Source organism: Marinobacter bryozoorum (assembly GCF_023156245.1).
Taxonomy (GTDB): Bacteria; Pseudomonadota; Gammaproteobacteria; order Pseudomonadales; family Oleiphilaceae; genus Marinobacter; species Marinobacter bryozoorum.
The window spans coordinates 12,536-38,742 of the sequence record NZ_JAKZAH010000036.1; the positions used below are offsets into that span (position 1 = coordinate 12,536).

Consider the following 26,207-nt stretch of genomic DNA (forward strand, 5'->3'; position numbering starts at 1 on the left):
TGACTTCTTTCGAAAAGAACTCAAATGGAGAATGACAGTGAACAGCTTATTCAGAGTATTCCTGATTGCCGTGGTTGCCCTGGGCAGCACCAATGCCATGGCCCATTCCATGGAGGATGTAGAGGCCTCGTTGAACGAGAAAGAGCGGTATGCCCAGTTTGTGGATCAGCCGGCCCCTGAATTTGATCTTACAGGCGTTGATGGCAATACCCTTTCCCTTGCCGACTTAAACGGCAAAACCGTTGTGCTCAATTTTCTCTATACGCGCTGTACCGAGGCCTGCCCTTTTCATATGAACCTGATACGGCAGTTGCAAACCGGGGTTGAAGAAGAAGGGCTGAGTGAAGAGGTGGTGTTCATCACCATTGCCACTGATCGCGAGGATATTGCCGGTACCCGGGACAACATGCGCGCGTATGGCGACAATTTCGACCTGAACTTCGATAATTGGCACTTTCTGTACCGGGGCGAAGGCGAGCCGCCCGGGTTGACGTCAGAGCTCGCCAAGGCCTACGGCGTTCAGTTCAGGGATACGGGTGAGGGGGTACAGGTCCATGGCGTGGTAACCCACGTGATTGACCCGGAAGGTCAGATGCGGGCCCGGTTCCATGGATTAAAATTCAAGCCTGAGCATCTGGTGACCTACCTGACGGCCATTGCCAAAGGCCCCAACGCGGCAGCCGGTGATGGGTTCTGGGGCCGGCTGCACGGGCGCATTGAAGCGTTGCTACAGAGCGAGTAACGCGTGGGGCACCATGCCGGCAGCAAACCGACCACTGTAATCAGGAGAAATGTCTAATGAGTCACCAGCGCATATCCGCCGCCCGTGGAATCGCGGCAGTTATTTTCGCGCTTGCTATTTCCATAGCCGCTCCAGTTATGGCTGCAGGGAAGGTTCCGAAGTCCGTGGGGCCCCAGGGGTTCCTGATCTGGGAGTCCCCTCGCACTCTGCCCGAGCTGGCTTTTGAAGACGAAAACGGCAGACCGCTGACACTGGCTGACTTTCAGGGCAAGGTGATTTTGCTCAATATCTGGGCGACCTGGTGCCTGCCTTGCCGTGAGGAAATGCCGACGCTGGACTCACTTCAGGCTCAACTGGGCGGCGAGCAATTTGAAGTGGTCGCGCTGTCCGTTGACCACGCAGGCATCAGCGTTGTTGAGAAATTCTACCGGAAAAGCGGCATCCAACATCTTCGCCAGTTTATTGATCCGTCGACAATGGCGACCTCAACACTGGGCATAGCAGGTGTTCCTACAACGCTGCTGATTGATCACGACGGTCGCGAAATTGGCCGTCTGGTCGGTGCCGCGGAATGGGACAGCCCGGCCATGGTGGATTTGATGACCCGCACCATTGAAGGGGTTCCGGACTGACTGGATTTACGCAATTGAAAAGGCAGGTGCGTAATGCTTCAAGCTACTACTGCATGCTTCCTTCGCTGAGCCCTTCGAGAACCCCGCAGGCCTCAATTTCCCGATCATCGTTACAACTCGCTCGCAGCGACACAAGTTGTTTCTCCAGTACCTGCAGATCGGTTATCTGAGACCGTACTTGAGCGATGTGATCATCAAGCAAGGTGTTGATGGCCCTGCAAGGCTGATGGGGCGCGCCCTGATAACGCTGTAACTCGTGAATTTCAGCGAGTGACAGCTCGAGTATTCTGCAGCGCCGGATGAAGGCCAGTCGCTCAACATGCCGTTCGGTGTAAATACGGTAGCCGTTGTCCTGACGATCCGGCGGTGGTAACAAGCCCTCTCGCTCATAGAAACGGATGGTCTGGGTGTCAACCCCTACGGACCGCGCCAACTGACCAATGCGCATCGGGTGTCTCCTCAACAAATGGTATCTGCTCTATTGACCTTATAGTGGCTATATGGTTTTAAATCATAATCCGACAATACTCAAGTGGAGCCGTATCATGAGTAAATCCTGTGAAGACGCCTGTGGCTGCGGACTGAATTGAGCGGAGCAAAAAAGCATGAGCCACAGGGTTGATACTGGCTTCGGAGGCGAGAGCATTGGGTGATAAGTACGCGCTACCCTCCACGGGCATGCGCCACAAGGAGCTTCTAACAAGGGGGATAGCTCTACTTGCCGGAGGCGCCATGCCGCTTGCCTTTGCCCCTGTGGGCTGGGCATGGCTTGCAATGATCGCTCTGGCTGCATTTTTTGCCCTGACCGCGCAATCTTCAAAGCGTCAGGTGCTATGGTCGGCCTACCTCTTTGGCCTTGGTTACTTCGGCGTAGGTGTCTCCTGGGTCTTCATCAGCATCAGCCAGTACGGCAATGGCCCTGTGGTGGCGGGGTTAGCCACAGCGGCCTTTGTCTCGCTGCTCGCCCTCTTCCCATGGGGCGTCGCCTATCTCGTGCGCCGCCTGAGACCTGAGATGGATGCGATGGCGCTCTGGCTAGGACTACCGGCGGCATGGGTGTTGAGTGAATGGATGCGCACCTGGTTCTTGACCGGCTTTCCCTGGCTCTTTATCGGCTACAGCCAGACCGACACCACACTCGCCACTATCGCTCCTGTCTTTGGTGTGCTTGGCGTGAGTTTTCTGGTGGCACTGTTCGCCGGCGGTCTTGCGTGGGTTATCTTAGGCCCAAGCCTGCGCCGTGCAGCGGTAGCCGGTGCCGTGTTAATCGTTACTCTCGCTGGCTTGCAGCTCCTGGACCGCGAGTGGACGCAGCCAGCCGCTGACCCTATCGATGTCGCCCTCTTGCAAGGAAACATCGCGCAAGACAAGAAATGGGACCCGGATTACCGGGAAATCACAATTGAGCGCTATCAGGCGCTTACGAAGCAGCATCTCGGGGCCGACATCGTGATCTGGCCAGAAGCGGCAATCCCGATGTGGCATGACCAGGCCAAAGAATATCTTGCTGAGCTTGAGGCGTTAGCCGATCAGGCAGGCACCTTGTTAATGATTGGCGTCCCGGTACGCGAGGCGGATGGCCGCGCCTATAATGCAGTGGTAAGCCTCTCCGATCCCTCAGGCTTCTACTACAAACGCCACCTGGTGCCCTTCGGTGAATATGTTCCGTTTCGGGAGTTTTTGGGTTCGGCCCTCGACGTGCTCGGGGCGCCCATGTCCGATTTTACACCGGGACGGGACGCGCACGTCCTGAATGCAGCAGGGGTGCCCGTAGGGGCACTCATCTGCTACGAGGCGGTCTTTGGTGCTGAAGTCACGGAACTTCTGCCCGAAGCGCAGGTGCTGGTGAATGTCAGTAATGATGCCTGGTTCGGCAGCTCGCTCGGCCCTCTCCAGCACTTCCAGATGGCCCGCATGCGTGCCATCGAAACCGGACGTGACCTACTGCGAGCCACGAACACGGGTATCACAGCAGCTGTCAGCTACGAGGGAAAGATCCTCAAGCGCGCTCCTCAGTTCCGCGTAGCCAGCCTCAGCGTCGAGGTGACACCGCGAACTGGTGCGACCCCTTATGTGCGCTGGAGGGATTGGCCTGTCCTTGGTGTGATCGCACTCGGACTCGGCTTGCTCCTGCTTCTTCGAATTCGCCAGTATCATCGGCTGGGTACATGACGCCCGCCACTCTATAGCGAGCAGATTTTCAATTGGGTGAGGAGGAAGGAATTTGTCTACTTATGGCAATTGGCTCGCAGAGAAAGCCCACGAGCCGAGAAAAACGATGCGCTGGCTGTGGCTCTCGCTCCTGTTACTGCTGGCGGATCAGGCTAGCAAGTACCTTGCCAGTACCATGCTTATGTATGGAGAAAGTGTATCGGTCACGCCCTTCTTCAATTGGGTCCACCGCCACAATACGGGGGCGGCGTTCAGCTTTCTAGCGGATGCCGGCGGTTGGCAGTAGCCGCTTTTCATCGGGCTGGCCTTGGTTATCTCGACGTTACTGGTGTACTGGCTTTGGCGTTCACCGAGCGTACTGAGTTATCGGCTCGCACTCAGCGCTATCCTCGGCGGTGCGTTGGGCAATGTCGCAGATCGCTTACGCTTGGGCTACGTCGAGGATCTTCTCGATTTTCATTATGCCCAGTGGCACTGGCCATCGTTCAACCTGGCGGACGTATGGATCGTCCTCGGTGCTGCCCTCTTTATCTGGGCCGAAATACGACATCAGCCAGGCAGCCGTCGCAGCGGAATCGGCTAGAGTTTTCGCTGACGCACGCTTGGATCCTATCCCAGATATACGCAGCTTCTTTCTCATAAAGCACACAGCAAGCCGGGTTGGTTGCCCATGCAGCATGCAGGTTGATGGTAGCATTTGCGGATGGAAGCGCCGACGCAGACAGGGAACAACACATGATCTTTCGACAACTGTATGAACCCGTATCCAGCACTTACACCTATCTTCTGGGCTGCGAGGAAACCGGACGAGCGGTCCTGATTGATCCGGTTATCAACTCGGTCGAGCGCGACCTGGCAGAGGTATCAAAGCTGGGGCTCAAGCTGGAATACACTCTGGATACCCATATCCACGCCGATCACATCACTTCCGCCCGCGAGCTAAAGCAGAAAGCGGGCAGTAAAATCGCGGCGCCTGCCATGGATTGCCTGCCCTGCACGGACGTAGGAGTTGAGGAGGGGAGGCCCTTTCAGGTCGGTCGGCTCAGCTTCCAGCCGATTCACACGCCGGGCCATACCGATGGCCATTTCGCATACCGTCTGGACGACCGTATTTTCACCGACGACGCTCTTCTGATCGAAGACAGTGCTATTTTTCCTGTACTTGCTGATCTCATAGCGTTTCTGATGCACGACTGCTGCGATGGGCACTGTGCTTATTGCGACAAAGCCATCGAGTTGTTCGCGCAGTGTGAAGGTCGCCCAACCTCATCGGGCACGGTGGACTCCAAGATATGATCAGATTCATCTATTTTGTGGAGTCTAATCTTGTTTGGTTCGTTATCACTTTAGCTGGTTTGGTCTTAGTATTCCCAGGGTTAGGAACGCACCTAGAGCCCTTTATCGGTCCACTGCTCGCGCTGCTGATGCTTGTCATCAGTCTTACCTTCGACGCACATGCCGTTCGAGTGGTCTTTCGCAAACCTTCAAGGCAATTTTTAGCACTAGGTCTGGTCTATGGTCCGATGTCGATTGCCGGTTTTCTGACTGGCCGTTTATTTTTCGGGAACGGACCTCTTGCAGCAGGTCAAACGTTGCTTGGCACATTGCCGACAGATGTTTCGTCTCCGCTGCTGGTATTAATGGCGCGGGGGAATGTTGCCTTAGCAGCCGTTTTTAATGCGGTCAATACAGCACTATCGCCATTCATTGTTCCATTCGTTTTTTTATGGCTGACTGGAATACAGCTGGAAGTTCCTCTCGGGGCAATCATCTTTGAATTAGCCTTGATCGTTCTCGTTCCCACTGTTGTTGGAGTGAGCTTACGCACAGGATTTCCAGATTTTTTTGCACGCCATGATTCAACGTACGCGGGAATTGGATCAATCATATATCTTCTGATACTACTGGCTGTAGTAGGCCCAAACGCAGAAACTATCATTGGTTATGGCTGGTACGCTTTTTTGATTGCTGGAGCAGCCCTGAGTCTTAATCTGATTGGCTACCTGATAGGAATGTCCTCACGGTTGCTAACCTCTGACCGGAAAGAAGTGATTACCTATCTCTTCACCGTGAGCAAAAAAGAATTTAGCATTGCTGCTGCTTTTGTCGCCGCATCTGGCTTACCTTCAGAAATTGCGATTCCTGCCGCATTCTTTGCAGTGATACAAATGATCACTTCACCCATTGCCGCTAAGATCCTTGCACGGCACGGCTTACTACGATTCCGAGCGAGCGATCAGCACTAAGGATCTTGGTATTGTTTCAGCGCCGAATTACCAATGAACTACTGGCAACAGTTGATGCAGCCTTTTCAACGAAACAAGACATGATGAAGTGCTTGCTCTATCTGCCGACTACTCAGGCTCCGTGTTGTCGAAAAACTCCGCCAGGGAGCGGATGTTCAGCACCTACGCAAGTATATTGATCTTTCCACGCTGGCTACCCTAATACTGAGCATACCTGCTTCAGGCTACTACTGCATGCTTCCTTCGCTGAGCCCTTCGAGAACCCCACAGGCCTCAATTTCCCGATCATCGTTACAACTTGCTCGCAGCGACACAAGTTGTTTCTCCAGTACCTGCAGATCGGTTATCTGAGACCGTACCTGAGCGATGTGATCATCAAGCAAGGTGTTGATGGCCCTGCAAGGCTGATGGGGCGCGCCCTGATAACGCTGTAACTCGTGAATTTCAGCGAGTGACAGCTCAAGTATTCTGCAGCGCCGGATGAAGGCCAGTCGCTCAACATGCCGTTCAGTGTAAATACGGTAGCCGTTGTCCTGACGATCCGGCGGTGGTAACAAGCCCTCTCGCTCATAGAAACGGATGGTCTGGGTGTCAACCCCTACGGACCGCGCCAACTGACCAATGCGCATCGGGTGTCTCCTCAACAAATGGTATCTGCTCTATTGACCTTATAGTGGCTATATGGTTTTAAATCATAATCCGACAATACGCAAGTGGAGCCGTATCATGAGTAAATCCTGTGAAGACGCCTGTGGCTGCGACACAACACCCGCAGAGGGTAACACCGGGTCGAAGGCCTCTGAAGCGTCCGGCAACTGGATCAGTGTGTATACCGTACCGAAGATGGATTGTCCTTCGGAGGAACGGATGATTCGCCTGGCCCTGAACGGTTTTGAAGACATTCGCGGGCTGTCCTTTGAGCTGTCTGATCGGCAGTTGAAGGTTGTGCACGATGGCGAGGCTGAGCCTATCACCGCGAAGCTGGCGACCCTCGGGCTGGGAGCTTCGCTTCAGGAAACGGCCGCTGCCGACCCTGAGTCAATTAAGGCGGTCGGGGATACGGCTATCTCTGCCGAGCAGGAGTCCGGCACCCTGCGTTGGTTGCTCGGTATCAATGCCGTCCTGTTTGTGGTGGAAATGACGGCCGGCCTGATCGCGCACTCCACCGGCCTGATTGCAGAATCCCTGGACAATTTTGCCGACGCGGCCGTGTATGGGCTCGCGCTGTATGCGGTTGGGCATAGCGTGAAAATGCAGGTGCGTGCGGCGCATCTCGCGGGCGTACTCCAACTGATACTGGCTGTAGGCGTACTTGCAGAGGTGGTGAGGCGCTTTGTCTTCGGCAGTGAGCCGGAGTCGCTGGTAATGATGGGGATTGCGTTCATTGCATTGATCGCCAATACCACCTGTCTGCTGCTGATATCCAAACATCGGGAGGGTGGGGCGCACATGAAGGCGAGCTGGATATTCTCAGCCAACGATGTGGTGATCAATCTGGGGGTCATTACCGCTGGCGCCCTGGTCGCGTGGACTGGCTCCAACTACCCGGACCTGATCATCGGCAGCATTGCGGGGGTTATCGTACTCAACGGGGCCAGGCGCATCCTCGCGCTTAAGGGTTAAACAATGTCCATCGTTGCCAAAAAACACTTGCCGTATGGCCTGCTGGCTATTTCGGGCCTGATTGCGGCGTCTGATCAGGTTGTAAAATGGCTGGTCCAGCAGTCAATGGCGTATGGCGAATCGATTCCGGTGACCCCGTTCTTTAACTGGGTTCATGTCTGGAACACCGGCGCCGCATTCAGTCTGTTTGCCGATGGTGGAGGCTGGCAGCGCTACTTTCTTATCGCAATCGCGGTAGTGGTCTCGATCGTACTGATCAGGTTGATTCTTCAGTGCCGCCGCAGGGGAGAAGCCATCGCGTACAGTCTTATTCTTGGCGGTGCCATGGGCAACCTGATTGACCGGATATTCCGCGGCTATGTTGTGGATTCCTTTGATATCTATTGGCAATCCTGGCACTGGCCAGCCTTTAACCTTGCCGATATCGCCATTGTGCTGGGCACCGTGCTTTTCCTCTATGTCAGTTTCATACCCGAAAAATCGGGCACGAACGTCGAGCTCGATGGATCAGGCTAAAAAACATCTGACAAACGCCTTGACCTTAAAGTTGACTTTAAGGATATCGTCTGTGCTGACAAACCAAGAACGACAGCCAAAGCAAAGGAGAATGAAACGATGACATTGCAACTTGGAGAAACCGCTCCCGATTTCACCGTCGCATCCACCGAGGGAAACATTCAGTTTCATGAGTGGCTGGGAGACGACTGGGCCGTGCTGTTTTCACACCCCGCCGACTACACCCCTGTCTGTACCACAGAGCTCGGCGCCTTCGCCAAGCGTAAGGACGAGTTCGCCAGTCGCGGTGTGAAGCTGATCGGGGTCTCCGTCGACCCGCTCGACTCCCATAAAGACTGGGCGAAGGATATCGAGAAAACCCAGGGCAAGGGGCTCAATTTTCCCCTGTTGGCAGACAAGGATCAGGTGGTTGCCGACCAGTACGGAATGATCCATCCAAAAGCCGATCCCAAGGTGACTGTTCGAACGGTATTCATTATCGATTCCGCGAAAAAAATCCGTCTGATGCTGACGTATCCGCCCAGCACCGGGCGCAATCTGGACGAGATCCTGCGCGTCATTGATTCGCTCCAACTGACCGACAACCACAAAGTGGCCACGCCGGTGGACTGGAAGAATGGCGAGGATGTGATCATCGTTCCGTCGCTCTCCAACGAAGAGGCCAAAGAGCGCTTCCCCGACGGATGGGATGAGCAGACACCGTATCTGCGCGTTACCCGCCAACCTGGTCGGAAGTAATAGAGAATTCGTCAGCTGGCCTTGTGGCTGGCTGACGAAGCAATACCTGAGAAACCTTCACCGATAGGTTCGGTCATCGCCGAACCCGCAACCGAACACGGCCCCGAAATGCTTACCCTGACAATCCCTGAAGTTGGTCTCTTCGCGTTATTGATTGCACTTTGCCTGTCGCTGCTTCAGGCGACCGTGCCCTTGCTGGGAGCCGCCACCCGGCGCCCGTTGTGGATGGCATTTGCAGAGCCCATGGCATGGGGGCAATTTGTTTTTCTACTGGTTTCTTATGCCAGCCTGACCGCCAGTTTTCTTCTGGATGATTTCAGCGTGGATTATGTGGCCCGTAATTCCAACTCGATGCTGCCCTGGTACTACAAGTTCACCGCCGTCTGGGGCTCTCATGAAGGCTCGGTGCTGTTATGGAGTCTGATTCTCAGTGGCTGGGGCTTTGCCGTCAGTCTGTTTTCCCGCCAGTTGCCACGGGATATGCTGGCACGGGTTCTGGGAGTTCTGGGTGTCGTCAGCGCAGGGTTCCTGCTTTTCATCGTCGTTACGTCCAGTCCCTTTGATCGCCTGTTGCCGGGCATGCCAGCCGACGGTGCCGATCTGAATCCGTTGTTGCAGGATGTTGGCCTGATCATCCATCCGCCGATGCTTTACATGGGCTATGTGGGTTTTTCAGTGGTCTTTGCTTTTGCCATCGCTGCGCTGATCGAAGGGCGTCTCGATGCGGCCTGGACGCGCTGGGTTCGGCCGTGGACCAACATTGCCTGGGCCTTTCTGACCCTCGGCATCGCTCTGGGTAGCTGGTGGGCCTACTATGAGCTGGGTTGGGGCGGCTGGTGGTTCTGGGATCCGGTGGAAAATGCATCGCTCCTGCCCTGGCTGAGCGGGACAGCGCTGATACATTCACTGGCGGTCACGGAAAAACGCGGCACGTTCAAGAGCTGGACGGCACTGCTGGCGATTTTCACGTTCTCACTCTCGTTACTGGGCACCTTCCTGGTGCGCTCAGGGGTACTGACCTCGGTTCATGCCTTTGCCAATGATCCATCTCGGGGGCTCTTCATTCTGGCGTTGCTGGGAATAACGGTCGGCGTCTCGCTTTTGATCTTTGCGCTACGGGCGCCGCGAATGAGCGCCAATGCGGGCTTTAGCTGGCTTTCCCGGGATGCTCTGTTGCTGATCAACAATATTTTGCTGGTCATCATGACGATCACGGTCCTGATGGGCACCCTGTACCCCTTGATCCTGGATGCACTCGGGCTGGGCAAGGTCAGTATCGGCGCGCCTTACTTTAATAGCCTGTTCGTGCCACTGACCGTCATGCTGTGTGCCTTTATGGGGCTGGGGCCGGTCTCACGCTGGAAGCAGATGCCCGGTCGGGAGCTGTTCCGGCGACTACTGGGGGCGGGCTTGGCCGCACTGGCGATTGCGATATCGATACCGTTTCTTTACAACGGCCAGTGGAATGTCGCCGTGGCGCTGGGGATGGTGGCGGCCCTGTGGGTAGTACTGGCGTTGGTGCGCGACCTGTTTGATAAAGTCCGCAATGCGTCCTCTGCGCTGTCCGGATTGCGTAAGTTGACCCCTTCATACTGGGGCATGGTGGTCGGCCACGTGGGCCTGGCCGTCACCATCGTGGGCGTGGTGATGGTGTCGAACTACGCCATGGAGCGTAATGTGCGGCTTGATATCGGTGAGCAGGTGAATCTGGGCGGGTACGATTTTACGCTGACCGAACTGGGCGAGCGTCGGGGGCCCAACTTCCTCGCCGATACGGCGACCATCGAGGTTGCCCGTGAAGGCCGGATTGTCACCACCCTGTACCCGGAGAAGCGCCTGTACATTGCCCGAGGGCAGCCGATGACCGATGTCGCACTCGACCCCGGCCTGTTGCGGGACCTTTACGTGGCCATGGGGGAGGAACTGGACGACGGCAGCTGGGCAATGCGCCTACAGGTCAAGCCATTTGTACGCTGGCTTTGGCTGGGTGCGCTGCTGATGGCCTCCGGGGGCGTGCTGGCCGTGGCAGACCGTCGCTACCGTCGCCGCCGTGCAGCCGCAGCTGACCGCGAATCGATGAGGCCGGCACGCGAGGTTCGCGCATGATGCGTCGCCTGTTGCTGCTGCTTCCGTTTGTGGTGTTCCTTGGCCTGGCCTTCTTTTTGTACCGGGGGCTTTCGCTGGATCCCAGTGCTCGCGAGTCAGCCCTGATAGGCCAGGCGTTTCCCGCGTTCACGCTCCCGACGCTGGAGGACCCTGATACCGAGGTGGATGAATCCCTGCTTCGCGGGCAGATATCTCTGGTCAATGTCTGGGCATCCTGGTGCCCGACCTGCAAGGAGGAAATGCCCCAGCTACTGGCGCTCTCCGAGCGCGGCATTCAGATGGTGGGCATCAACTATAAAGACGCCCGTGACCTGGGGCGACAGTTTCTCGAAGAGTTCGGAAAACCTTTCGAGGTCAACATCTTCGATCCTGCCGGTGACCTGGGTTTTGAAATTGGCGTGTATGGCGTGCCCGAAACCTTCCTGGTCGACGCAGACGGTATCGTTCGATACAAGCACGTTGGGTACATAACGCCCGCCCAGGTGGATGAAGTCATGATGGAGGTAGAGAAATGGCGCTAACCCTGAAGATCCGTTGCTGTGTGGTCATCGTGCTTTTGATGGCCTCGTTCCAGTCGATGGCGGATACGGCAATTGATGCGCGTCATTTCGAGGATCCGGTGATGGCGGAGCGTTATCGCGACCTTACGGCGTCATTGCGGTGCCCTAAATGTGATGCTCAAGCCATCGACAGCTCCGATTCGCCGGTGGCGGCGGACATGCGGGAGCGGGTAGCGCTGATGCTTCATGAGGGGCGTGCGGATAAGGAAATTCTTGATTTCATGGCTAATCGTTTTGGCGAGTTCGTTCTTTACAATCCGCGCCTTGACGGGCGCACGTGGCTGCTTTGGGCATTGCCGGCAGCGCTGGTAGCAGGAGGCGCCCTGGTTGTGATTGCCTTTGTCCGGGCACGCAGGCACCGGCGAGTGCGGCCGCTCTCCGAGGAGGAGCGTACCCGCCTGTCCTCTTTGATTCATCGTCATCGTGAGAGGTCGGAATGACTATGCTCTGGTTAAGTATCGGCACACTGTTGCTTATAGCGCTGTGGTTCCTGAGTCTACCGTTGCGAAGAGCAAGGGCGATCCATGACTGGCAGCAGCGGTTTGAGGCCGATGATCACGCTGAGGCGCAAAACCTGGCCGTCTATGAACGCCGGCTTTCAGCCCTGAAAAGCGCCCGCGATCGCGGCGAGATTGACGTCGCCCGTTTTGAAGAAGGCCGCCACGAGCTGGACCGCAATCTGCTGGAGGACACCGAGGCCCATCGCCGAATGCCTCTCAGGCGCCCCCTGTCAGGACGTTTGATGATTCCACTGGTGATAACGGCAGTCATGGCTGCCAGCATGATCGGCTATCGATGGCTGGGTGCCGATGGCGATCTGGCGCTGCATGCCGCCCAGCAGGACGTGCTCAACACGCCCGGTGCCTCAATGAAAACCCTGGTTGGTCGGCTCGAAGAGGAAGCCGGGACTCAGCCGGATAATCCCAAGGTCTGGTCCTTGCTGTTTCCGCTTTACCAGAAGATCGGTCAACCGGGTCAGGCGATTGACGCCCTGGAACGACTGATCGAACTGGAAGGCCGCAGAGTAGATCTTCTGGCCCAACTGGCTCAGATAAAATTCTTTGTGGCCGGGCGCAGCCTGACCGATGAAGTGCATGCGCTGATCGACGAAATACTCGACAAGGATCCACGTGAGCCAACGGCGCTGGGCATACTGGGGGTCGAGGCCTTTGACGACGGCCGCTATGAACAGGCGATCAATTACTGGCGCCGGGCATTGGCTGGCTTCGGCGATAACGAGTCCGCACAGGCCATGCGCAGCGGTATCGCTGTTGCCAGGCAACGATTGGAGGAGACAGCCAATGGAGCGGAACGTGTTACTGATTGAAACCCTAACGCACGTTCACACACGAAATCAGGGAAGCTTATGCTTCAGTATCCTCAAATAGACCCGGTAGCCATTGCACTGGGCCCACTGAAAATCCATTGGTACGGCCTGATGTACCTTGTCGGTTTTCTCGCGGCCTGGTGGCTGGGGCGTCGTCGGGCTCATCGACTCGGGTTGAACGCAGACGCTGTTGAAACATTGATTTTCTACTGTGCGATGGGCGTCATTCTGGGTGGCCGCGTCGGTTACGCGCTCTTCTACGGTTTTGACAAGCTGGCAGACAACCCGCTCTGGCTGCTCAAGATCTGGGAAGGGGGCATGAGTTTTCACGGCGGCTTGACCGGCGTCCTGATTGCAGCCTTGGTCTTCGCCCGCAAGCAGAACCTGCGGTTTTTCCAACTCACGGATTTTATAGCGCCACTGGTGCCAATTGGCCTGGGGGCGGGGCGCCTTGGCAACTTTATCAACCACGAGCTCCCGGGGCGGGTCAGCGACGTGCCCTGGGCCATGGTGTTCCCGAATATGGGGTCGGCGCCACGTCACCCGTCGTCATTGTACGAGTTTGCCCTGGAAGGTGTTGTGCTGTTTGTGGTGCTGTGGTGGTTCTCACGCCACCCTCGTCGGATGGGCGCAACGTCCGGCCTGTTCCTGTTGCTCTACGGAATTTTCCGTTTTGCGGTCGAGTTTGTTCGCCTCCCCGACCCGCAACTGGGGTTCATTGCCCTTGACTGGGTGACCATGGGGCAGTTGTTGACCTTGCCGATGATCCTTGGAGGCCTTGGGTTAGTCGCTTGGTCGAAAAGCCAACCGATCAATAACGTAAAGGTGGCGACGGGCGGATAAAGGTCGACTTCATTTATGCAATAACAAATTGAGAGAGTTTCAGAGTGGTCATGCTGGCGTTTTCTCCTCTGATATATCGGGATCTGTTTCATGCGAGCGATGTGGGCACGATGAAAGTCAATGAAATTGCAAACTTGGCGGATGTCTCTCCGGACACCGTTCGTTTCTATAACCGTGAAGGGTTACTTCGGCCACGAAAAGATCCCCGAAATGGCTACAACTTGTATAATTCGGAAGACCTGTGGCGCTTACGGTTTGTTCGCGTGGCAAACAAGCTGGGATTCAACCTGCGTGAAGTCAAAGTCATTCTAAGTCATGGGACGGAGGGTGGCTTGGCTGGCAGCGACCTGAAGGAGCTATTCACAGACCGCCTTTGCAGACTGGATCAGGAGTTAAAGGAGCTCAAGAGACTTCGTGACGACATGAAAACTACAGTCCAGGTTTGGAGACAGATGCCTGATGGAGCCCCCAATGGCCATTCTGTCCAGGAATTCAGTAGGGCACCTACTTCGGTATACGCCTATATTTTCGGTTTGAAAATAAGTGAACGTTCATTTATTTTAGGCCGACCAATTTGAAGCGTTGAGCAGACAAATGCGGCAAAGAGACGACTCGAAACGAATAGCCTTCTTGGAAGCTACCGTGAGGGAAGTAGCAGATCACGGTTTTTCAGCAACCTCGGTTGGCAAGATAGCCAAGGCTGCGGGTTTGTCACCAGCCACGCTGTACATCTATTACGAAGATAAAGAACAGCTTTTATTGGCGACATTTTATTACGTCAGCGATCAGGTCATTGATGCGGCGCTGGACAGTTTTTCTCGCGGGAAAGATCTGCGTGAAGGACTGCGACGCCAGTGGCACACACTGTTCCGGATCGGCCTTGAGCGTCCGGAACTATTCCGCTACCACGAGACGTTCACGCATTCTGCTTGGATGACTCCCGAGATCCAGGCACGAAACGAAAGCCGAGCCGCAAATCTTTTGAATGCAGTTGATCAGGGAAAGCAATCCGGGCTGATCAAACCGGTACCTTTTCCACTTCTCGAAACGTTTATGTTCCGCCCGATTTACCACCTCGTTCAACGATGCCTGCAAGGGTCGTTCGAAGGTACCGATGAGCATATCGAATTAGCGTTTAATATGGCTTGGGATGCGGTTGCCGATCGTCGGAATACCTAATTTTTTCTGGAGAGTGACGCGTTATGAAATTCAAGATGGTCAGTACCGCCATGCCCTTGAGAGGCCTACAAGCGCTTGCAATGCTTTCGAGCCTCCTGGTGATGGGATGTTCGGCGGAGGCGCCCCCTCTGACACAGCAAACTGTCTACCCGGTAAAGCTCATGACGCTGGAGCAGGCGCAGTCAGGCACGCTCAATCAGTATCCGGGCAGAGTCTCGGCGTCTGACCATTCAGAACTCTCTTTCAGAGTGGGAGGAGAGCTGACGGAGCTGGCCGTTAAAGCAGGCGACACTGTGGAAAAAGGGGAGGTCGTTGCCCGCCTGGACGATCGGGACGCAAGAACCCGCCTGGAAAACGCCCGGTCAAATTTCAATCTGGCACAGGCCACCTTCGAGCGAATGCGAATATCGTTGGAGCGCCAGGCCATCAGTCAGGCCCGTTTCGATGAGGCCGAGGCCGAGTACCTCTCTGCCAGAGCGCAACTGGCCAGCGCGGAGGACCAACTTTCCTATACCGTTCTCAAAGCGCCATTTGATGGCGTCATTTCACGGGTGCCGGTGGATGTCTTTCAGGTTGTATCAGCGCAGCAGGCCATTGCCGAACTGCAACGGCCCGGCTCTATCGACGTCTCGTTCCAGATGCCTGAACAACAGGTCCGCCGCCTTCAACCACAGAGATCCAGGAACGTTCGCGCCAATGGCAACACTATCGCGTGGGTACAGTTTCCCGAGCTTCCCGATAAACGCTACGCCGCGAGCTACAAAGAGCATGACAGCAATGCCTCTCAGGGGTCGCTCAGTTATGAGGTTACCGTAACGCTCCCTGAACCCGAGGACATCACAGTGCTTTCGGGGATGAGCGCGACCGTTCTGCTTGATTACGGCACATTGGCTGGAGAGAGCGCCCCGTCGTGGCTGATACCAACCGCGGCGCTTGTAACACCTGACGCAGAACCCGGCACTAGCGTGGTTTGGCGATACGTGGCTGCTGCCGATGGTGAGAATGGCGATAACACGGGCAGCGTCGAGCCGGTGGATGTCGAGCCGGGTAAGAAAATGAACGATGGCGTGCTTGTTCGGGGAGAGCTCAGCCCGGGCGACAGAATCGTGGTTGCCGGCGCTCACCGGATGAACAGGGATCGTTCGGTCCGTCCCTGGGAAAAAGAGGGCGGGCTCTGAGATGGTCGATTATTTTCTTGATCGGAAGTCCATCAGCTGGATGGTCACGCTGTTGCTTGGGGTTGGGGGCATGTTCGCGTTTCTGGGTCTTGGCCAGCTTGAATTCCCGGAGTTCACGTTACGTTCCGCCTTGGTGACCACCCAATATCCCGGAGCAACGCCTCTTGAAGTCGAGGAGGAGGTTACGCTGCCTCTGGAAAAAGCGATCCAGCAGATGCCGGGCATCGATGACATTACTTCGGTGAACTCGGACGGCTTGTCGCAGATTACTGTCCAACTCAAGAAGACGGTCAGAGAAGGGGAGTTAGACCAGTATTGGGATATCCTTCGGCGAAAGATTAATGATGCCCAGCCTGGTCTGCCACCAGGCGTGAACACGTCCATCGTGAACGATGACTTTGGCGATGTCTTCGGCCTGCTGCTCACGTTGCGTGGTGACGGCTACTCGCTGAAAGATCTTGGTGACCATGCGGATCTCATTCAGCGAGAACTGCGATTGTTGGAGGGCGTCGCAAAAGTCAGTATCGGTGGTCGTGTCGACGAGCAGATGATCGTGTCACTGGACCGTGACCGTATGCGTGCTCTTGGCATCTCGCCAGAATACCTGGCAAGCCTTCTGAATGCGCAGAATACGGTGGGCAACGCTGGCCACCTGCGCAGTGAAGGGCTGTCGTTATCCGTTCAGCCAACCGGTCAGCTTGATTCCGTTCAGGCACTTGAGCAACTGGCAGTTGGAAGCGCTGATTCGGGTATTATCCGGCTCAGCGATCTGGCCGAAGTTCGCAGGGTGACCAATGACTCACCCGCCTTGCTTTACCACTCTGACGGATTGCCTGCTTTGACCATCGGCGTGTCATTTGCAGAGGGCACCAACGTTGTTGATGTAGGTGAGAGTCTCAATGAGGCTTTGAAACGCCTGGAAAAACAGCAACCCATCGGCATGACACTGAACACAGTGTATAACCAGCCTGAAGTAGTCGAGGAGGCAGTATCTGCTTTTCTCATGAACCTTGCTCAGGCGGTGGGCATTGTCATTATTGTGCTTTTGCTGTTCATGGGGCTGCGAAGTGGCCTGCTCATGGGGCTGATCCTGCTGATTACCATCATGGGTACATTCGTGCTTATGGCAATACACGGTATTCAGCTCCAGAAGATTTCATTGGGTGCGCTGATCATTGCGCTGGGGATGCTGGTCGATAATGCCATCGTCGTCACCGAGGGCATGATGATTGGCCTTTCCAAGGGCAAGTCCAAAAGGCAGGCAGCCAAAGAAGTGGTCTCGCAGAACCGGTACCCGCTGCTCGGCGCTACCGTGATTGCCATTACGGCCTTTGCTCCTATCGGCCTTTCACCAGACACCACCGGAGAATTCATTGGCTCCCTGTTCTGGGTTCTGTGCTACTCGCTTTTCCTGAGCTGGCTGACGGCACTCACTCTGACCCCGTTTTTCTTTGATATGTTCTATCCCGACAAGCTCGAGAGTGTCGGGCAGTCATCCGATAACGACCCCTATAAGGGAATTGTTTTCGTCGTCTTCCGCCGCCTGCTGACCTACGCGATTCATTATCGCTTCGTGACATTAACACTTGCGATCGCGCTTCTGGCTGGGGTTCTATCGTTCTCGGGACAGGTTAAGAATGCTTTCTTCCCGAATGCCACAACGCCACTCTTCTTTGTTGACCTTTGGTTGCCCGAGGGCGCCGACATCTTGCAAACCGAAGAGACCGTAAAGCGGCTGGAATCGCGCGTGAATGACATGGACCAGGTCGTTCAGGTGACCAGTGTCACCGGTGGCGGAGCCCAGCGTTTTACGTTGACGTATTCACCGGAGCAGCGATACGCCAGTTTTGGCCAATTGATCGTAGAGACCCGGGATAAGGCGTCGAGAGAGGCCCGTATGGAGGAAGTCATTGAGCAACTGCGTACAGACTTCCCGAACGTGCATTACAAAGTGCAGGCTTTGCAGGTGGGGCCCTCAGCCAAAGCCAGTCTTGAAGCTCGTATCTTTGGAGAAGATCCCGAAGAACTCCGGAAAATCGGTGTGCGCGTGCAGGCAATTTTTGAAAATGAACCTCTGGCCGACAGCGTGCGCTTGTCCTGGGGTAATCGGGAAGCCGTGATCGTACCGGAGTTCCTCGAAGAACAGGCCCGGCGCCTTGGCGTATCTCGCGAATCACTGCACCAGGCGTTGTTGCTGAATAATCAGGGGCAGCAGGTTGGAGTGTACCGTGAGGGGAGCGACCTCATTCCGATCATTATGCGGTCAAGAGAGGAGCAGCGTTTTGACATCGAAAACCTTACCTCGATCAATGTCTGGAGTGAAGAGCAGGGCCGCTATGTCAGCGCGGGCAACGTCATCAATGCCATCAATACGGAACTGCGGGATCCGTTGATAAAACGCAGAAACAGGGAGCGGATGTTGGCGGTTTATGCCGAACCCATGCCTTTGTCGGGGGAGACGGCGGCGAGTGTGCTGGAGAGGATCCGCCCGCAGGTCGACGCGCTGGAGCTTCCCCACGGCTATTCGATTGAGTGGGGTGGAGAGTACGAGACCTCATCCGAAGCTCAGACTTCGCTTTTCTCCTCGCTGCCTCTTGGACTGCTGGGGATGTTCATTATTTCGATGCTGTTGTTCGGTAGCTTCCGACAGGCTCTGTCTATCTGGATGATTGTTCCTCTCATGATGATTGGAATCATTGGTGGACTGGTATTGCTCGGCGCGCCTTTTACATTCATGGCGCTGCTCGGGACTCTGAGTCTGATCGGTATGGTACTGAAGAATGCCATTGTGCTGGTTGAGGAGATCAATATTCAGTTAGAACAGCAGGATGATGCATTCACTGCGGTGGTTGAGGCCGCGGTAAGCCGGGTACGACCTGTGCTTATGGCGGCCGTAACCACCATGTTGGGAATGATTCCTCTGTTCAGCGATGCCTTCTTCGCGAGCATGGCGGTGGTTATCGTGCTCGGTTTGGGTGTTGCAACGGTATTGACGTTAGTGGTGCTGCCAGTGGTGTACTGCACGTTAATGAGAATTTCTTATCATCAATAACGCACCCGCTGTTTTTCAGGCGTCTTTTTTTCCTCCGGACAAGCGATCCGGAGGAAAAAAGCCTCCGGCAATCATTGCATTCATCAGTTCGCCTACTTTTGCACGCAGGTCATCCCTCAACAACCTCATTGCCGGCGTTATTGACTGTCGGGTAGGACAAATCAGCCACAGCTCGGATACCGGCGGCGCATAGTCCGGCATGATGGTGGTGACACGGCCTGCAAGCAGATCATCCGACATATCAAGACACGATTTTATCGCAAGACCGCGACCAGCGACGCACCACCGGCGAACCAGATCGCCATCGTTTGAGGCGCGATCGCCCGTCATTTTGACTCGATATTCCTCGTCTCCCCGTTTGAACGTCCAGAGGTCAAATGGGATGTCCTGCAACTGATAGAACAGTCCGTTGTGGTTCTCAAGGTCATCAGGATGAATGGGGCGACCATGACGCGAAAGGTAATCAGGAGATGCGCAAAGCAGGCGCGGCACATCGCAAATTTTGAAGCCATACAGGTTGGTGTCACTGGGCGCGCCGTAGCGAAGCGCCATGTCGACCGAATCCCGGTAAAAGTCCACGTTGGTGTCAGTAATCTGAACTCTGAGATTCAAACCTGGATGCGTTGCCATCAATTCGTCGATCCAGGGCACAACGCGGTTACGACCAAGATCGGATGAAACCGAAAGCCGGATTTCGCCTGTTACAGAGTCAACTTCAGATCGAAGGTTCTGTTGCGCCTGGCTCAACAAGTCAATCGCTTGTTTGCAGTGAGGCAAGTATTTCTCGCCGGCGGCAGATAACCGCAACCTTCGCGTGGAGCGTACGAATAACTCTACACCCAGCTCCTGTTCTACGCGCTTTACTGCGGCGCTGGCTGTGGCAGCTCGCATATCAAGGCTGGTGGCGGCAGCGGTAATGTTGCGGAATTCAGCGACCCTCAAAACCACGATCAGATCATCAAGACTCATTTTCAAAAATTCTTTGAATATGTTTAACAAATTTTCCCGTTTATCCGAGTGTAAACGGCGACCATACTGTGCGCTACTCGAAAGTCATTGCGGAGACAGATAATGAAAGCTGTTGGATATCGGGAATCTCTTCCTATCGAAAACCCTGATGCGCTGCAAAATGTTGAGATGGAACGTCCCGTCGCAAAAGGCCGGGACCTGCTGGTCAGAGTCAAAGCCATCGGCATGAACCCTGTTGACTTCAAGGTACGCCAGCGGGCGGAGCCGGAACCAGGCCAGATCAAAGTACTTGGATGGGATGCCGTTGGAGAGGTAGTGGCAACAGGCGAGGGCGCTTCACTCTTCAAAGAAGGTGACACCGTATTTTATGCCGGTGACGTTACCCGTCAGGGCAGCAACGCCGAATACCAGGTTGTCGATGAGCGTCTGGTTGGTCGGAAGCCTGCCAGCCTGTCCGACGCCGATGCTGCAGCGTTGCCCCTGACCACGATAACAGCATGGGAAATGCTGTTTGACCACCTGCAACTTGAGCGACAGTTGGCTGGGTCCATCACTCCAAGCGACGACGTGGTCCTTGTGATTGGCGCCGCAGGAGGCGTGGGTTCAATTCTAGTTCAATTGATCAAACAGCTAACAGGCGCGAAAGTACTCGCTACGGCATCTCGCCCGGAATCGAAGGCCTGGGTTGAATCATTGGGTGCGGATTTTGTTTTGAATCACCGTGAACCCTTGCAGCCCCAGATCGAAACACTGGTGTCTGCCGGCAAAATTGGTTCTGTAACCCATGTGGCCAGTCTTAACGCCACAGATCAATACTTCGACGATTATGTGGCGGTGCTTAGGCCGTTTGGAAAGATTGCCATGATCGACGATCCTGCAAGTCTGGACGTAATGAAGATCAAGCCGAAGAGTCTGTCATTACACATTGAATTCATGTTCGCCCGCTCAATGCACCAGGCGGATGATATGCAGGTTCAGCACGACTTGTTGAATGAGGTCTCACGGCTTGTAGATCAAGGCTTCATCCGCACAACTGCAGGGAAGCACCTCGGAGCGATCAACGCTGAGAATCTACGTGCCGCACACGCCGAACTGGAATCAGGAACCGCCGTTGGCAAGATTGTGCTGGAGGGTTTTGCCTGACGGGTTCTACCCCGTTACTGCGGACATTCCTAAGAAGAGTCACTCTTAAAGAGCCCGGCAAACGATCAAGTTGCCCCATTGCTTCAGCACTTGGATCGCCAGCAATGGGGCTATAGATCTTATTTGGATTCGCCCCGGTATACTAGTCTACAAAAAGAGCACAGGAGGGACTGCCATGAGTAGCCAAACCTGTGCCCCGGAATTCAAAGCTGACGCGGTGGAGTGGAGGTATCAGGTTCAGCCGTTGGACTCCAAGCCTTCCAGAATATGCGGCCAGCAGGCTTTGCATCGGCTGCGTAGCAGGTCGCTGTGGCCGATTTCTTTCAGGCCAAAACTGCCTGGTTCCAAAAAATGTTTTTTTATCTGGGCGTTGGGCAGCAGGCGCAAAAAGTCTTCCACGTTTGCAGGCACGGCAATGTGGTCATCTGTTGCGGTTAGCGACAGCACGGGGGCTTTTATATCCGCATAGTGATGCTGCCTTATTTCCTCTCCAAAACTGTTTTCTACGTACCCTGGCGAGCGGCACCACTGTCGCCATTGCCTGGCGACACCGGCGGGAAGATCCTCACCGAAACCGATGATTTTGGTCGGCCAGTATCCTTTGACTGCAACGGAGAGCGGTTGCCAACCGTGGAACAGTAGTTTGGCGGCCAGCTTTGTTTTCAGTTTCAGATTATCGAAATGGCCTGACGATGCTGCAATCAGAACGTAGCTGTTTATTTGAGCGAAGTTGGGCATTAAACCGATCAACTGCGCACCGGCGCTATGGCCAACAAGGCTTACCGGCAGGCCTGGTGCAAGAGCGACGAGTTTTTCTAGCGCTGCCGGCAGGTCCAGCGTACCCCAGTCGACCAGGCCGCTAGAGATCTCTGCTAGAGGAATACCGTTGCGAGAATCCCCAATGCCTCTATTGGAAAACGTCAGCACGGCGAAGCCTTGCTCGCTCAGCCAGGTAGCAAAACTGAAATAGACCTGATGTCGAAACCCGGTGGCAGGGGCGATGAGAACGGCACCGCGAGGAACGTCTGTTGCTGGTCTGAAAAAATGCCCGGTGAGCCGATAGCCGTCGTCACAGGTTATTATGGTTTTTTCCATCATTTACCCAATTAGTAAGCCGCTGTTGCCAAAACAATTCGGCAGTTGTGAAATAAAAGAACAATATTCGGTAAAAGAAGGTTATTCTGGTTTTGCCGAAGCTGTCAAACGGTAGAATGAAGGTCACGGCTAGTTCAAACAGGCTAATTTCGATTTGATGAACCCATTCCATATTTTAGAAAACAAGTTTCCGGGCCGCAGGGCTGCGCTGAAAAGAGACATCCTGGAACAGGCGCTCTATTGTTTTATTGAGCTTGGGGTGGAGGCCACCACGATCGAAGCCATCAAAGCCCGCTGCGAAACGAGTGTAGGGGCGATCTATCACCACTTTGGCAACAAGGAGGGTATTTTAAGCGCACTCTTTTTTGCAGCTCAGGATGATCAGCGACAACATCTGGACCGGGAGTTAGCCAACACCAACAGCCTTCGCGAGGCTGTGTATTCAGTTATCTGTAGTTATCTCGACTGGGTTGTCGCCAATCCCGAATGGGCAAGGTTCCTGTATCAGGCGCGATCAGCAGTCGCCAAAGGGCCATTTCAGGAGGAGTTAAAAGATAGGAATGCGAAAGGCTTCCGGGAACTCAAAGCAAAGTTGCTTGGCTTCGGTAACGAAAGTAACAGCATTGTTCAGCCGTTCGAGATCGTAATCTCTCTGATCGTCGGCCCGTCGGAAAATTACTGCAAAGCCTGGCTGGCTGGCCGGGTACAGACTTCGCCTCGGGATTATCGGGAAGAATTCGCGGAATCCGCATGGCGATCGCTTCAGAGGTGATCCAGCTGAAAATATTTGCCTCGCGTTGTTCCTGGATCATATTCCGCCACAATGGGTGATCATGCAAAGCCATAACGAATTGCTCTTCTGGATACGTACAATTTGGAAGCCTGCGCTAAACGTTCGCAGACATCCATATGTTAGCCACTGCGTGATTCCGATGTTTGACTGGCATCTCGCATTCTTTGGTGATTAAGGATTAACGGAGCTCTCTTTCATTATCGGGACGATGCGAATGTTTGAAACTAGTCACCATTTGGTGACCACCACGCCCGCGGCTAGCGTTCAAACAGCAGGTCGGTACGGATGATGTATTTTGTGCCCGAAGTGATCTCCGCTGAACTGTGCAAACAGTGCAGAGGGTGATGGCCGTGGGGAAAGCACAGAACGCCGCCGGCCGGCGTTCGTACATCGATCTCGCGTACGTTGTCGCTTCGCCTTGCCGGTTTGGTAGGGTCGTCTGCATCGACGAGAAAGCGGGTTTCACCACCCTCGAAGTCGTCGCTGAGTAAAATCAGGAACGTCATCTGGCTGAACCGGTCCGGGAAGGCATCCGCAATCAGTCGGCCGTCAGCAACACTGGAGCCGGGCCAGGCACCGTCGATGTGAAACTTGAAGAAATCTCCTTCACGGTAACGATAAAAACGGAAGCGCCGATTGATGCCCAGAGGCTGCTTGTTGCCGAAGAGGTCCAGGTTGTCGGCCACGGCATCGCGCACCCGCTGCCAGATCAGGCGATCGGTCACTTCATCCACAACCCAGGTCACGTTGTCGTTGTGGCGAACTTCACGGGGTAGTGAGACCGCCGCGTCTTTCAGGTAACCCAGGTTTTCGGTCAGTTCGATGAGGCGGTCACACTCCTCACGACTAAAGACATTGAGCAGCTGATAGGCACCGGGCACTTCCGGAATTTCCCGCCGTGACACCGCCGAGGCCTCACGGCTCTCGTCCAGTTCCGCTGGGTTCGGCACGCTATTTGCCCAAGTTGGTAGCGACGGGTTTTCTGCGCCCGGCTCACGGGCAACGACAAAAAACGAATCCTGATGCTGTTTCATAGTCACCTCTTAAAAGTTCATGACCCGTACTTGCGCGAATTGGCGATGGCCGGCGGCGGAGCCGTGGAAGCCAAAGCCACTCTGTTTGGCGCCAACCCAGGGGCTGCCGCCGGCCCCGCCGTTGACTGACACCATGCCGGCCTCCATCTGATCAGCTACGGCTGCGGCGCCCCGGCCGCCAAAGACCACCGCCCCCAGGCCGTAGATGGAATCGTTGGCACGGGCGATGGCGTCTTCGATGGCATCAAATTCAGCCATGGCAACGACCGGGCCAAAGGTCTCTTCGCGCTCAAGGAGCATGTCAGGGGTCATGCCATCGACAACCGTGGGGTGAATAAATGGCGCTGGGTAGTCGGCCGTGCCGAGCAGAAAGCGTGCGCCTTTTGTCTCCGCATCCTTGAGATGTCGCAGCACAAGCTGATGCTGGGTAGTGTTGGCGATCGGGCCTATGTTGACGCCCTGTTGATTCCATGGGCCGACCTGGTAAGCCGATGCAACCGCTACCACCTGGCGTTTGAATTCCTCGGCAACGGTACGGTCGACATACACTCGCTCGGTTGACGTGCACATTTGCCCGGCATTCTCGAATGAGCTGGCAACGGCAAATCGCGCAGCAGCCGACAGATTGGCGTCTTTCATGACAATCAGGGGATCATTACCACCGAGTTCCATGACCAGGCGTTTAACGCCTTCGGCAGCGTCCGCCATGATGCTGCGACCGGTGGCCAGCGACCCGGTAAAGGCGATCATATTGATGTCAGATTTCACCAGCGCCTGACCGACGTCTCCGTGACCGTGGGCAATTTGAATCAGATGCTCGGGCAGGTGGTCCTGTAGTGCGCGAACAAACAGATCGGCAACCAGCGGCGTGTGTTCTGAGGGTTTCAGAATGACGCCGTTGCCCGCCATCAGGGCAGGGATCAGCAAGTTGTTGGCCATGGCCAGTGGATAGTTCCAGGGTGAAATGACGGCAACCACACCGAGTGGCCGATACTGGATACGGCTGCGGCCTTCGCCTTGTTCGGTTTGCAGGGCAGCGGCGGCCTCCTCAATGAAATAGGGGGCATTCGTTACAGTACCGGCGACCTCATAGGTCGCCCGGCGTGCGTCCTTACCCATTTCCAGGCTGATCAGTCGGGCGAGTTGGTTCTGAGTAGACGCCAGCGCATGGTAAGCATCCCTCAGGCGGGTTGCACGCTCTTCCAGCGATAACCGGCTCCAGTTCGCCTGCGCGATCCGACTCCGGCCCACAATTTCTGTCAGCTCGGACCGGGAGGTGATCGGCACCTGTCCGACCGGCTCTTGATTCAACGGGTTCAATGACACAAGAAATTCGCTCATGACTTCCTCAACTAAAGGCGATGACTCGCACTTCCAGGCTGTTTCTGTTGCGGGCGTTGTCCGGTGTGTTCACGGGGTCGGCCGCGGTGTGTGGGGTGCCAAATATGCCCTCGGGGTAACGTGAATCGAAGACTTTCAGCAGCAGGGCCTCGCCGGGTTCCATGTCTGACAGGTAGTACCAGCGATGATCCGGGTTGTAGGAGATCCCGGCTATCTCACCGATGCGATCGGGGTACACCAGTTTGATGCGATGAAAGTCATCCGCAGCCACAGTGTTGATGTCCAAGACGGCCAATGGGGATTCCTCGACACGGTGGCCAACAGGCATCCACAGGTTCACCAACCGGTAAGGGCGGTCGCGAAGCTCTGGTCGTTGCTCGGTCTCTTCCAGCATGCGGTGGAGCGCAGACTTCTCGGTGTAGTCGTTGTGAACAGTCTTCACTGGCGCCCGGTTATGGATGGTTTGGTCCTGACGACTGGTTGACCGATAAGTGTGATCAAAGATCAGCACTTCGCTGGCCTTGAGTCGGTCACGGAGGTACTCGATCACCTGCGGATACAAATGTTCGCGAATGGCGTCGTCATTCTGGTAGTCGTCAAAATCAAAGGCGACCCGGACCGCCTCGAAGCCCTGGTCGTCCAGGTTGAAGTCGTTGGCTTGGTTGCGAATGTCTGTGATGTCAATGTGTCGGGTGTCGACGGATTGAGTGAGCTCGGAGGCACCTGGACCCTTGTATCGTTGGTCGTACTCCAGGTCGCCAACGGGCTGGACGTAGTTGATGCTGAACATGGCTCCTCCTTGCGGGTAGGGTTGCTGGATTCTTGGTTTGCCAGCTTAGGGTGAAGTGGACCCCAAATTTTGGACAGGTGCCTAAGCTCTGATTCATCATCTCCACAAGGAGGAGAATCATGAGCAAG

26 protein-coding genes and 1 pseudogene are annotated in these 26,207 nt (G+C 55.3%); 20 read left to right on the forward strand and 7 right to left on the reverse strand.

Going from position 1 to position 26,207, the window contains the following annotated elements:
- Nucleotides 1-31: 31 nt before the first annotated feature.
- A complete protein-coding gene (locus MLC59_RS15815) occupies nucleotides 32-742 on the forward strand; it encodes an SCO family protein (RefSeq protein WP_248236314.1) in 711 nt (236 codons plus the stop codon).
- A gap of 56 nt (nucleotides 743-798) precedes the next feature.
- Nucleotides 799-1,374 carry a TlpA family protein disulfide reductase gene (locus MLC59_RS15820; protein WP_248236321.1) on the forward strand — a complete coding sequence of 192 codons (576 nt, stop codon included), beginning with the start codon at nucleotides 799-801 and terminating at the stop codon, nucleotides 1,372-1,374.
- A gap of 46 nt (nucleotides 1,375-1,420) precedes the next feature.
- Here MLC59_RS15820 and cadR (MLC59_RS15825) read toward each other — a convergent pair whose 3' ends face one another.
- Nucleotides 1,421-1,822: a Cd(II)/Pb(II)-responsive transcriptional regulator gene (gene cadR / locus MLC59_RS15825; RefSeq protein ID WP_008173755.1), complete on the reverse strand. Its 402-nt coding sequence runs from the start codon at nucleotides 1,820-1,822 to the stop codon at nucleotides 1,421-1,423.
- A gap of 284 nt (nucleotides 1,823-2,106) precedes the next feature.
- On the opposite strand from cadR (MLC59_RS15825), the gene lnt reads away from it, so the two are divergent.
- The 4 genes and pseudogenes from lnt to MLC59_RS15845 all read left to right on the forward strand — a co-directional run bounded on the left by lnt (nucleotide 2,107) and on the right by MLC59_RS15845 (nucleotide 5,792).
- On the forward strand, nucleotides 2,107-3,546 hold the full coding sequence (gene lnt, locus MLC59_RS15830) for an apolipoprotein N-acyltransferase (RefSeq protein WP_011784893.1): 1,440 nt from the start codon (nucleotides 2,107-2,109) through the stop codon (nucleotides 3,544-3,546).
- Nucleotides 3,547-3,652: 106 nt separating this feature from the next.
- Nucleotides 3,653-4,129: pseudogene (gene lspA, locus MLC59_RS15835) on the forward strand (signal peptidase II).
- 152 nt (nucleotides 4,130-4,281) lie between these two features.
- Nucleotides 4,282-4,842 carry an MBL fold metallo-hydrolase gene (locus MLC59_RS15840; protein ID WP_011784895.1) on the forward strand — a complete coding sequence of 187 codons (561 nt, stop codon included), beginning with the start codon at nucleotides 4,282-4,284 and terminating at the stop codon, nucleotides 4,840-4,842.
- Nucleotides 4,839-5,792, forward strand: coding sequence for a bile acid:sodium symporter family protein (locus tag MLC59_RS15845; protein ID WP_058089841.1), 954 nt, complete (start codon nucleotides 4,839-4,841; stop codon nucleotides 5,790-5,792). Before MLC59_RS15840 ends, MLC59_RS15845 begins: the two co-directional genes overlap by 4 nt.
- A 227-nt stretch (nucleotides 5,793-6,019) precedes the next feature.
- Here the strand turns inward: MLC59_RS15845 and cadR (MLC59_RS15850) are convergent, their stop codons facing one another.
- The gene (gene cadR / locus MLC59_RS15850) at nucleotides 6,020-6,421 is read right to left on the reverse strand and encodes a Cd(II)/Pb(II)-responsive transcriptional regulator (RefSeq protein ID WP_008173755.1); all 402 of its coding nucleotides are present in this window, start codon (nucleotides 6,419-6,421) and stop codon (nucleotides 6,020-6,022) included.
- Between the two features lie 97 nt (nucleotides 6,422-6,518).
- On the opposite strand from cadR (MLC59_RS15850), the gene MLC59_RS15855 reads away from it, so the two are divergent.
- From MLC59_RS15855 to MLC59_RS15910, 12 genes are all read left to right on the forward strand, one after another.
- Nucleotides 6,519-7,415 (forward strand): cation efflux transmembrane domain-containing protein, encoded by an 897-nt coding sequence (locus MLC59_RS15855; RefSeq protein WP_058089840.1) that lies wholly within the window; start codon nucleotides 6,519-6,521, stop codon nucleotides 7,413-7,415.
- A gap of 3 nt (nucleotides 7,416-7,418) precedes the next feature.
- A complete protein-coding gene (gene lspA / locus MLC59_RS15860) occupies nucleotides 7,419-7,931 on the forward strand; it encodes a signal peptidase II (protein ID WP_248236330.1) in 513 nt (170 codons plus the stop codon).
- 99 nt (nucleotides 7,932-8,030) lie between these two features.
- On the forward strand, nucleotides 8,031-8,669 hold the full coding sequence (locus MLC59_RS15865; RefSeq protein ID WP_058089838.1) for a peroxiredoxin: 639 nt from the start codon (nucleotides 8,031-8,033) through the stop codon (nucleotides 8,667-8,669).
- 108 nt (nucleotides 8,670-8,777) lie between these two features.
- On the forward strand, nucleotides 8,778-10,775 hold the full coding sequence (locus MLC59_RS15870; protein ID WP_058089887.1) for a heme lyase CcmF/NrfE family subunit: 1,998 nt from the start codon (nucleotides 8,778-8,780) through the stop codon (nucleotides 10,773-10,775).
- Nucleotides 10,772-11,296: a DsbE family thiol:disulfide interchange protein gene (locus tag MLC59_RS15875; RefSeq protein ID WP_011784902.1), complete on the forward strand. Its 525-nt coding sequence runs from the start codon at nucleotides 10,772-10,774 to the stop codon at nucleotides 11,294-11,296. Before MLC59_RS15870 ends, MLC59_RS15875 begins: the two co-directional genes overlap by 4 nt.
- Nucleotides 11,287-11,775, forward strand: a complete 489-nt coding sequence (locus tag MLC59_RS15880; RefSeq protein WP_011784903.1) for a cytochrome c-type biogenesis protein — start codon at nucleotides 11,287-11,289, stop codon at nucleotides 11,773-11,775. Before MLC59_RS15875 ends, MLC59_RS15880 begins: the two co-directional genes overlap by 10 nt.
- A 2-nt stretch (nucleotides 11,776-11,777) precedes the next feature.
- The gene (gene ccmI / locus MLC59_RS15885) at nucleotides 11,778-12,662 is read left to right on the forward strand and encodes a c-type cytochrome biogenesis protein CcmI (protein WP_169054510.1); all 885 of its coding nucleotides are present in this window, start codon (nucleotides 11,778-11,780) and stop codon (nucleotides 12,660-12,662) included.
- Nucleotides 12,663-12,701: 39 nt separating this feature from the next.
- Nucleotides 12,702-13,505 carry a prolipoprotein diacylglyceryl transferase gene (lgt, locus tag MLC59_RS15890; RefSeq protein WP_136630492.1) on the forward strand — a complete coding sequence of 268 codons (804 nt, stop codon included), beginning with the start codon at nucleotides 12,702-12,704 and terminating at the stop codon, nucleotides 13,503-13,505.
- Nucleotides 13,506-13,555: 50 nt separating this feature from the next.
- Nucleotides 13,556-14,083 carry a MerR family transcriptional regulator gene (locus MLC59_RS15895; RefSeq protein WP_053115066.1) on the forward strand — a complete coding sequence of 176 codons (528 nt, stop codon included), beginning with the start codon at nucleotides 13,556-13,558 and terminating at the stop codon, nucleotides 14,081-14,083.
- A gap of 64 nt (nucleotides 14,084-14,147) precedes the next feature.
- The gene (locus MLC59_RS15900) at nucleotides 14,148-14,684 is read left to right on the forward strand and encodes a TetR/AcrR family transcriptional regulator (RefSeq protein ID WP_014420756.1); all 537 of its coding nucleotides are present in this window, start codon (nucleotides 14,148-14,150) and stop codon (nucleotides 14,682-14,684) included.
- A 23-nt stretch (nucleotides 14,685-14,707) separates the two neighbouring features.
- Nucleotides 14,708-15,862: an efflux RND transporter periplasmic adaptor subunit gene (locus MLC59_RS15905; RefSeq protein WP_008172291.1), complete on the forward strand. Its 1,155-nt coding sequence runs from the start codon at nucleotides 14,708-14,710 to the stop codon at nucleotides 15,860-15,862.
- 1 nt (nucleotide 15,863) lies between these two features.
- Nucleotides 15,864-18,914 carry an efflux RND transporter permease subunit gene (locus MLC59_RS15910; RefSeq protein ID WP_248236332.1) on the forward strand — a complete coding sequence of 1,017 codons (3,051 nt, stop codon included), beginning with the start codon at nucleotides 15,864-15,866 and terminating at the stop codon, nucleotides 18,912-18,914.
- A gap of 15 nt (nucleotides 18,915-18,929) precedes the next feature.
- Here the strand turns inward: MLC59_RS15910 and MLC59_RS15915 are convergent, their stop codons facing one another.
- Complete coding sequence (locus tag MLC59_RS15915) at nucleotides 18,930-19,883, reverse strand: LysR family transcriptional regulator (RefSeq protein ID WP_008172295.1); 954 nt, start codon at nucleotides 19,881-19,883, stop codon at nucleotides 18,930-18,932.
- Nucleotides 19,884-19,985: 102 nt separating this feature from the next.
- On the opposite strand from MLC59_RS15915, the gene MLC59_RS15920 reads away from it, so the two are divergent.
- Nucleotides 19,986-21,026: a zinc-binding alcohol dehydrogenase family protein gene (locus tag MLC59_RS15920; protein ID WP_008172298.1), complete on the forward strand. Its 1,041-nt coding sequence runs from the start codon at nucleotides 19,986-19,988 to the stop codon at nucleotides 21,024-21,026.
- Nucleotides 21,027-21,263: 237 nt separating this feature from the next.
- Here the strand turns inward: MLC59_RS15920 and MLC59_RS15925 are convergent, their stop codons facing one another.
- A complete protein-coding gene (locus MLC59_RS15925) occupies nucleotides 21,264-22,121 on the reverse strand; it encodes an alpha/beta hydrolase family protein (protein WP_248236334.1) in 858 nt (285 codons plus the stop codon).
- Nucleotides 22,122-22,278: 157 nt separating this feature from the next.
- Between MLC59_RS15925 and MLC59_RS15930 the strand changes: the two genes are divergently transcribed.
- Nucleotides 22,279-22,893: a TetR/AcrR family transcriptional regulator gene (locus MLC59_RS15930; protein WP_126813103.1), complete on the forward strand. Its 615-nt coding sequence runs from the start codon at nucleotides 22,279-22,281 to the stop codon at nucleotides 22,891-22,893.
- Nucleotides 22,894-23,171: 278 nt separating this feature from the next.
- Here the strand turns inward: MLC59_RS15930 and MLC59_RS15935 are convergent, their stop codons facing one another.
- From MLC59_RS15935 to MLC59_RS15945, 3 genes are read right to left on the reverse strand one after another with little or no spacing between them, the layout of a single operon-like run.
- On the reverse strand, nucleotides 23,172-23,948 hold the full coding sequence (locus MLC59_RS15935) for a 2OG-Fe(II) oxygenase family protein (protein ID WP_248236336.1): 777 nt from the start codon (nucleotides 23,946-23,948) through the stop codon (nucleotides 23,172-23,174).
- A 9-nt stretch (nucleotides 23,949-23,957) separates the two neighbouring features.
- Nucleotides 23,958-25,289: an aldehyde dehydrogenase family protein gene (locus tag MLC59_RS15940; RefSeq protein ID WP_248236338.1), complete on the reverse strand. Its 1,332-nt coding sequence runs from the start codon at nucleotides 25,287-25,289 to the stop codon at nucleotides 23,958-23,960.
- A 7-nt stretch (nucleotides 25,290-25,296) separates the two neighbouring features.
- A complete protein-coding gene (locus MLC59_RS15945) occupies nucleotides 25,297-26,079 on the reverse strand; it encodes a CmcJ/NvfI family oxidoreductase (RefSeq protein ID WP_248236343.1) in 783 nt (260 codons plus the stop codon).
- Nucleotides 26,080-26,207: the final 128 nt, after the last annotated feature.

Bases quoted from the DNA above. Each gene is read 5' to 3' on its own strand.
- MLC59_RS15815 (WP_248236314.1), top strand. From the start codon at position 32: ATGACAGTGAACAGCTTATTCAGAGTATTCCTGATTGCCGTGGTTGCC.
- MLC59_RS15820 (WP_248236321.1), top strand. From the start codon at position 799: ATGAGTCACCAGCGCATATCCGCCGCCCGTGGAATCGCGGCAGTTATT.
- cadR (WP_008173755.1), bottom strand. From the start codon at position 1,822: ATGCGCATTGGTCAGTTGGCGCGGTCCGTAGGGGTTGACACCCAGACC.
- lnt (WP_011784893.1), top strand. From the start codon at position 2,107: ATGCCGCTTGCCTTTGCCCCTGTGGGCTGGGCATGGCTTGCAATGATC.
- MLC59_RS15840 (WP_011784895.1), top strand. From the start codon at position 4,282: ATGATCTTTCGACAACTGTATGAACCCGTATCCAGCACTTACACCTAT.
- MLC59_RS15845 (WP_058089841.1), top strand. From the start codon at position 4,839: ATGATCAGATTCATCTATTTTGTGGAGTCTAATCTTGTTTGGTTCGTT.
- cadR (WP_008173755.1), bottom strand. From the start codon at position 6,421: ATGCGCATTGGTCAGTTGGCGCGGTCCGTAGGGGTTGACACCCAGACC.
- MLC59_RS15855 (WP_058089840.1), top strand. From the start codon at position 6,519: ATGAGTAAATCCTGTGAAGACGCCTGTGGCTGCGACACAACACCCGCA.
- lspA (WP_248236330.1), top strand. From the start codon at position 7,419: ATGTCCATCGTTGCCAAAAAACACTTGCCGTATGGCCTGCTGGCTATT.
- MLC59_RS15865 (WP_058089838.1), top strand. From the start codon at position 8,031: ATGACATTGCAACTTGGAGAAACCGCTCCCGATTTCACCGTCGCATCC.
- MLC59_RS15870 (WP_058089887.1), top strand. From the start codon at position 8,778: ATGCTTACCCTGACAATCCCTGAAGTTGGTCTCTTCGCGTTATTGATT.
- MLC59_RS15875 (WP_011784902.1), top strand. From the start codon at position 10,772: ATGATGCGTCGCCTGTTGCTGCTGCTTCCGTTTGTGGTGTTCCTTGGC.
- MLC59_RS15880 (WP_011784903.1), top strand. From the start codon at position 11,287: ATGGCGCTAACCCTGAAGATCCGTTGCTGTGTGGTCATCGTGCTTTTG.
- ccmI (WP_169054510.1), top strand. From the start codon at position 11,778: ATGCTCTGGTTAAGTATCGGCACACTGTTGCTTATAGCGCTGTGGTTC.
- lgt (WP_136630492.1), top strand. From the start codon at position 12,702: ATGCTTCAGTATCCTCAAATAGACCCGGTAGCCATTGCACTGGGCCCA.
- MLC59_RS15895 (WP_053115066.1), top strand. From the start codon at position 13,556: ATGCTGGCGTTTTCTCCTCTGATATATCGGGATCTGTTTCATGCGAGC.
- MLC59_RS15905 (WP_008172291.1), top strand. From the start codon at position 14,708: ATGAAATTCAAGATGGTCAGTACCGCCATGCCCTTGAGAGGCCTACAA.
- MLC59_RS15910 (WP_248236332.1), top strand. From the start codon at position 15,864: ATGGTCGATTATTTTCTTGATCGGAAGTCCATCAGCTGGATGGTCACG.
- MLC59_RS15915 (WP_008172295.1), bottom strand. From the start codon at position 19,883: ATGAGTCTTGATGATCTGATCGTGGTTTTGAGGGTCGCTGAATTCCGC.
- MLC59_RS15920 (WP_008172298.1), top strand. From the start codon at position 19,986: ATGAAAGCTGTTGGATATCGGGAATCTCTTCCTATCGAAAACCCTGAT.
- MLC59_RS15925 (WP_248236334.1), bottom strand. From the start codon at position 22,121: ATGGAAAAAACCATAATAACCTGTGACGACGGCTATCGGCTCACCGGG.
- MLC59_RS15930 (WP_126813103.1), top strand. From the start codon at position 22,279: ATGAACCCATTCCATATTTTAGAAAACAAGTTTCCGGGCCGCAGGGCT.
- MLC59_RS15935 (WP_248236336.1), bottom strand. From the start codon at position 23,948: ATGAAACAGCATCAGGATTCGTTTTTTGTCGTTGCCCGTGAGCCGGGC.
- MLC59_RS15940 (WP_248236338.1), bottom strand. From the start codon at position 25,289: ATGAGCGAATTTCTTGTGTCATTGAACCCGTTGAATCAAGAGCCGGTC.
- MLC59_RS15945 (WP_248236343.1), bottom strand. From the start codon at position 26,079: ATGTTCAGCATCAACTACGTCCAGCCCGTTGGCGACCTGGAGTACGAC.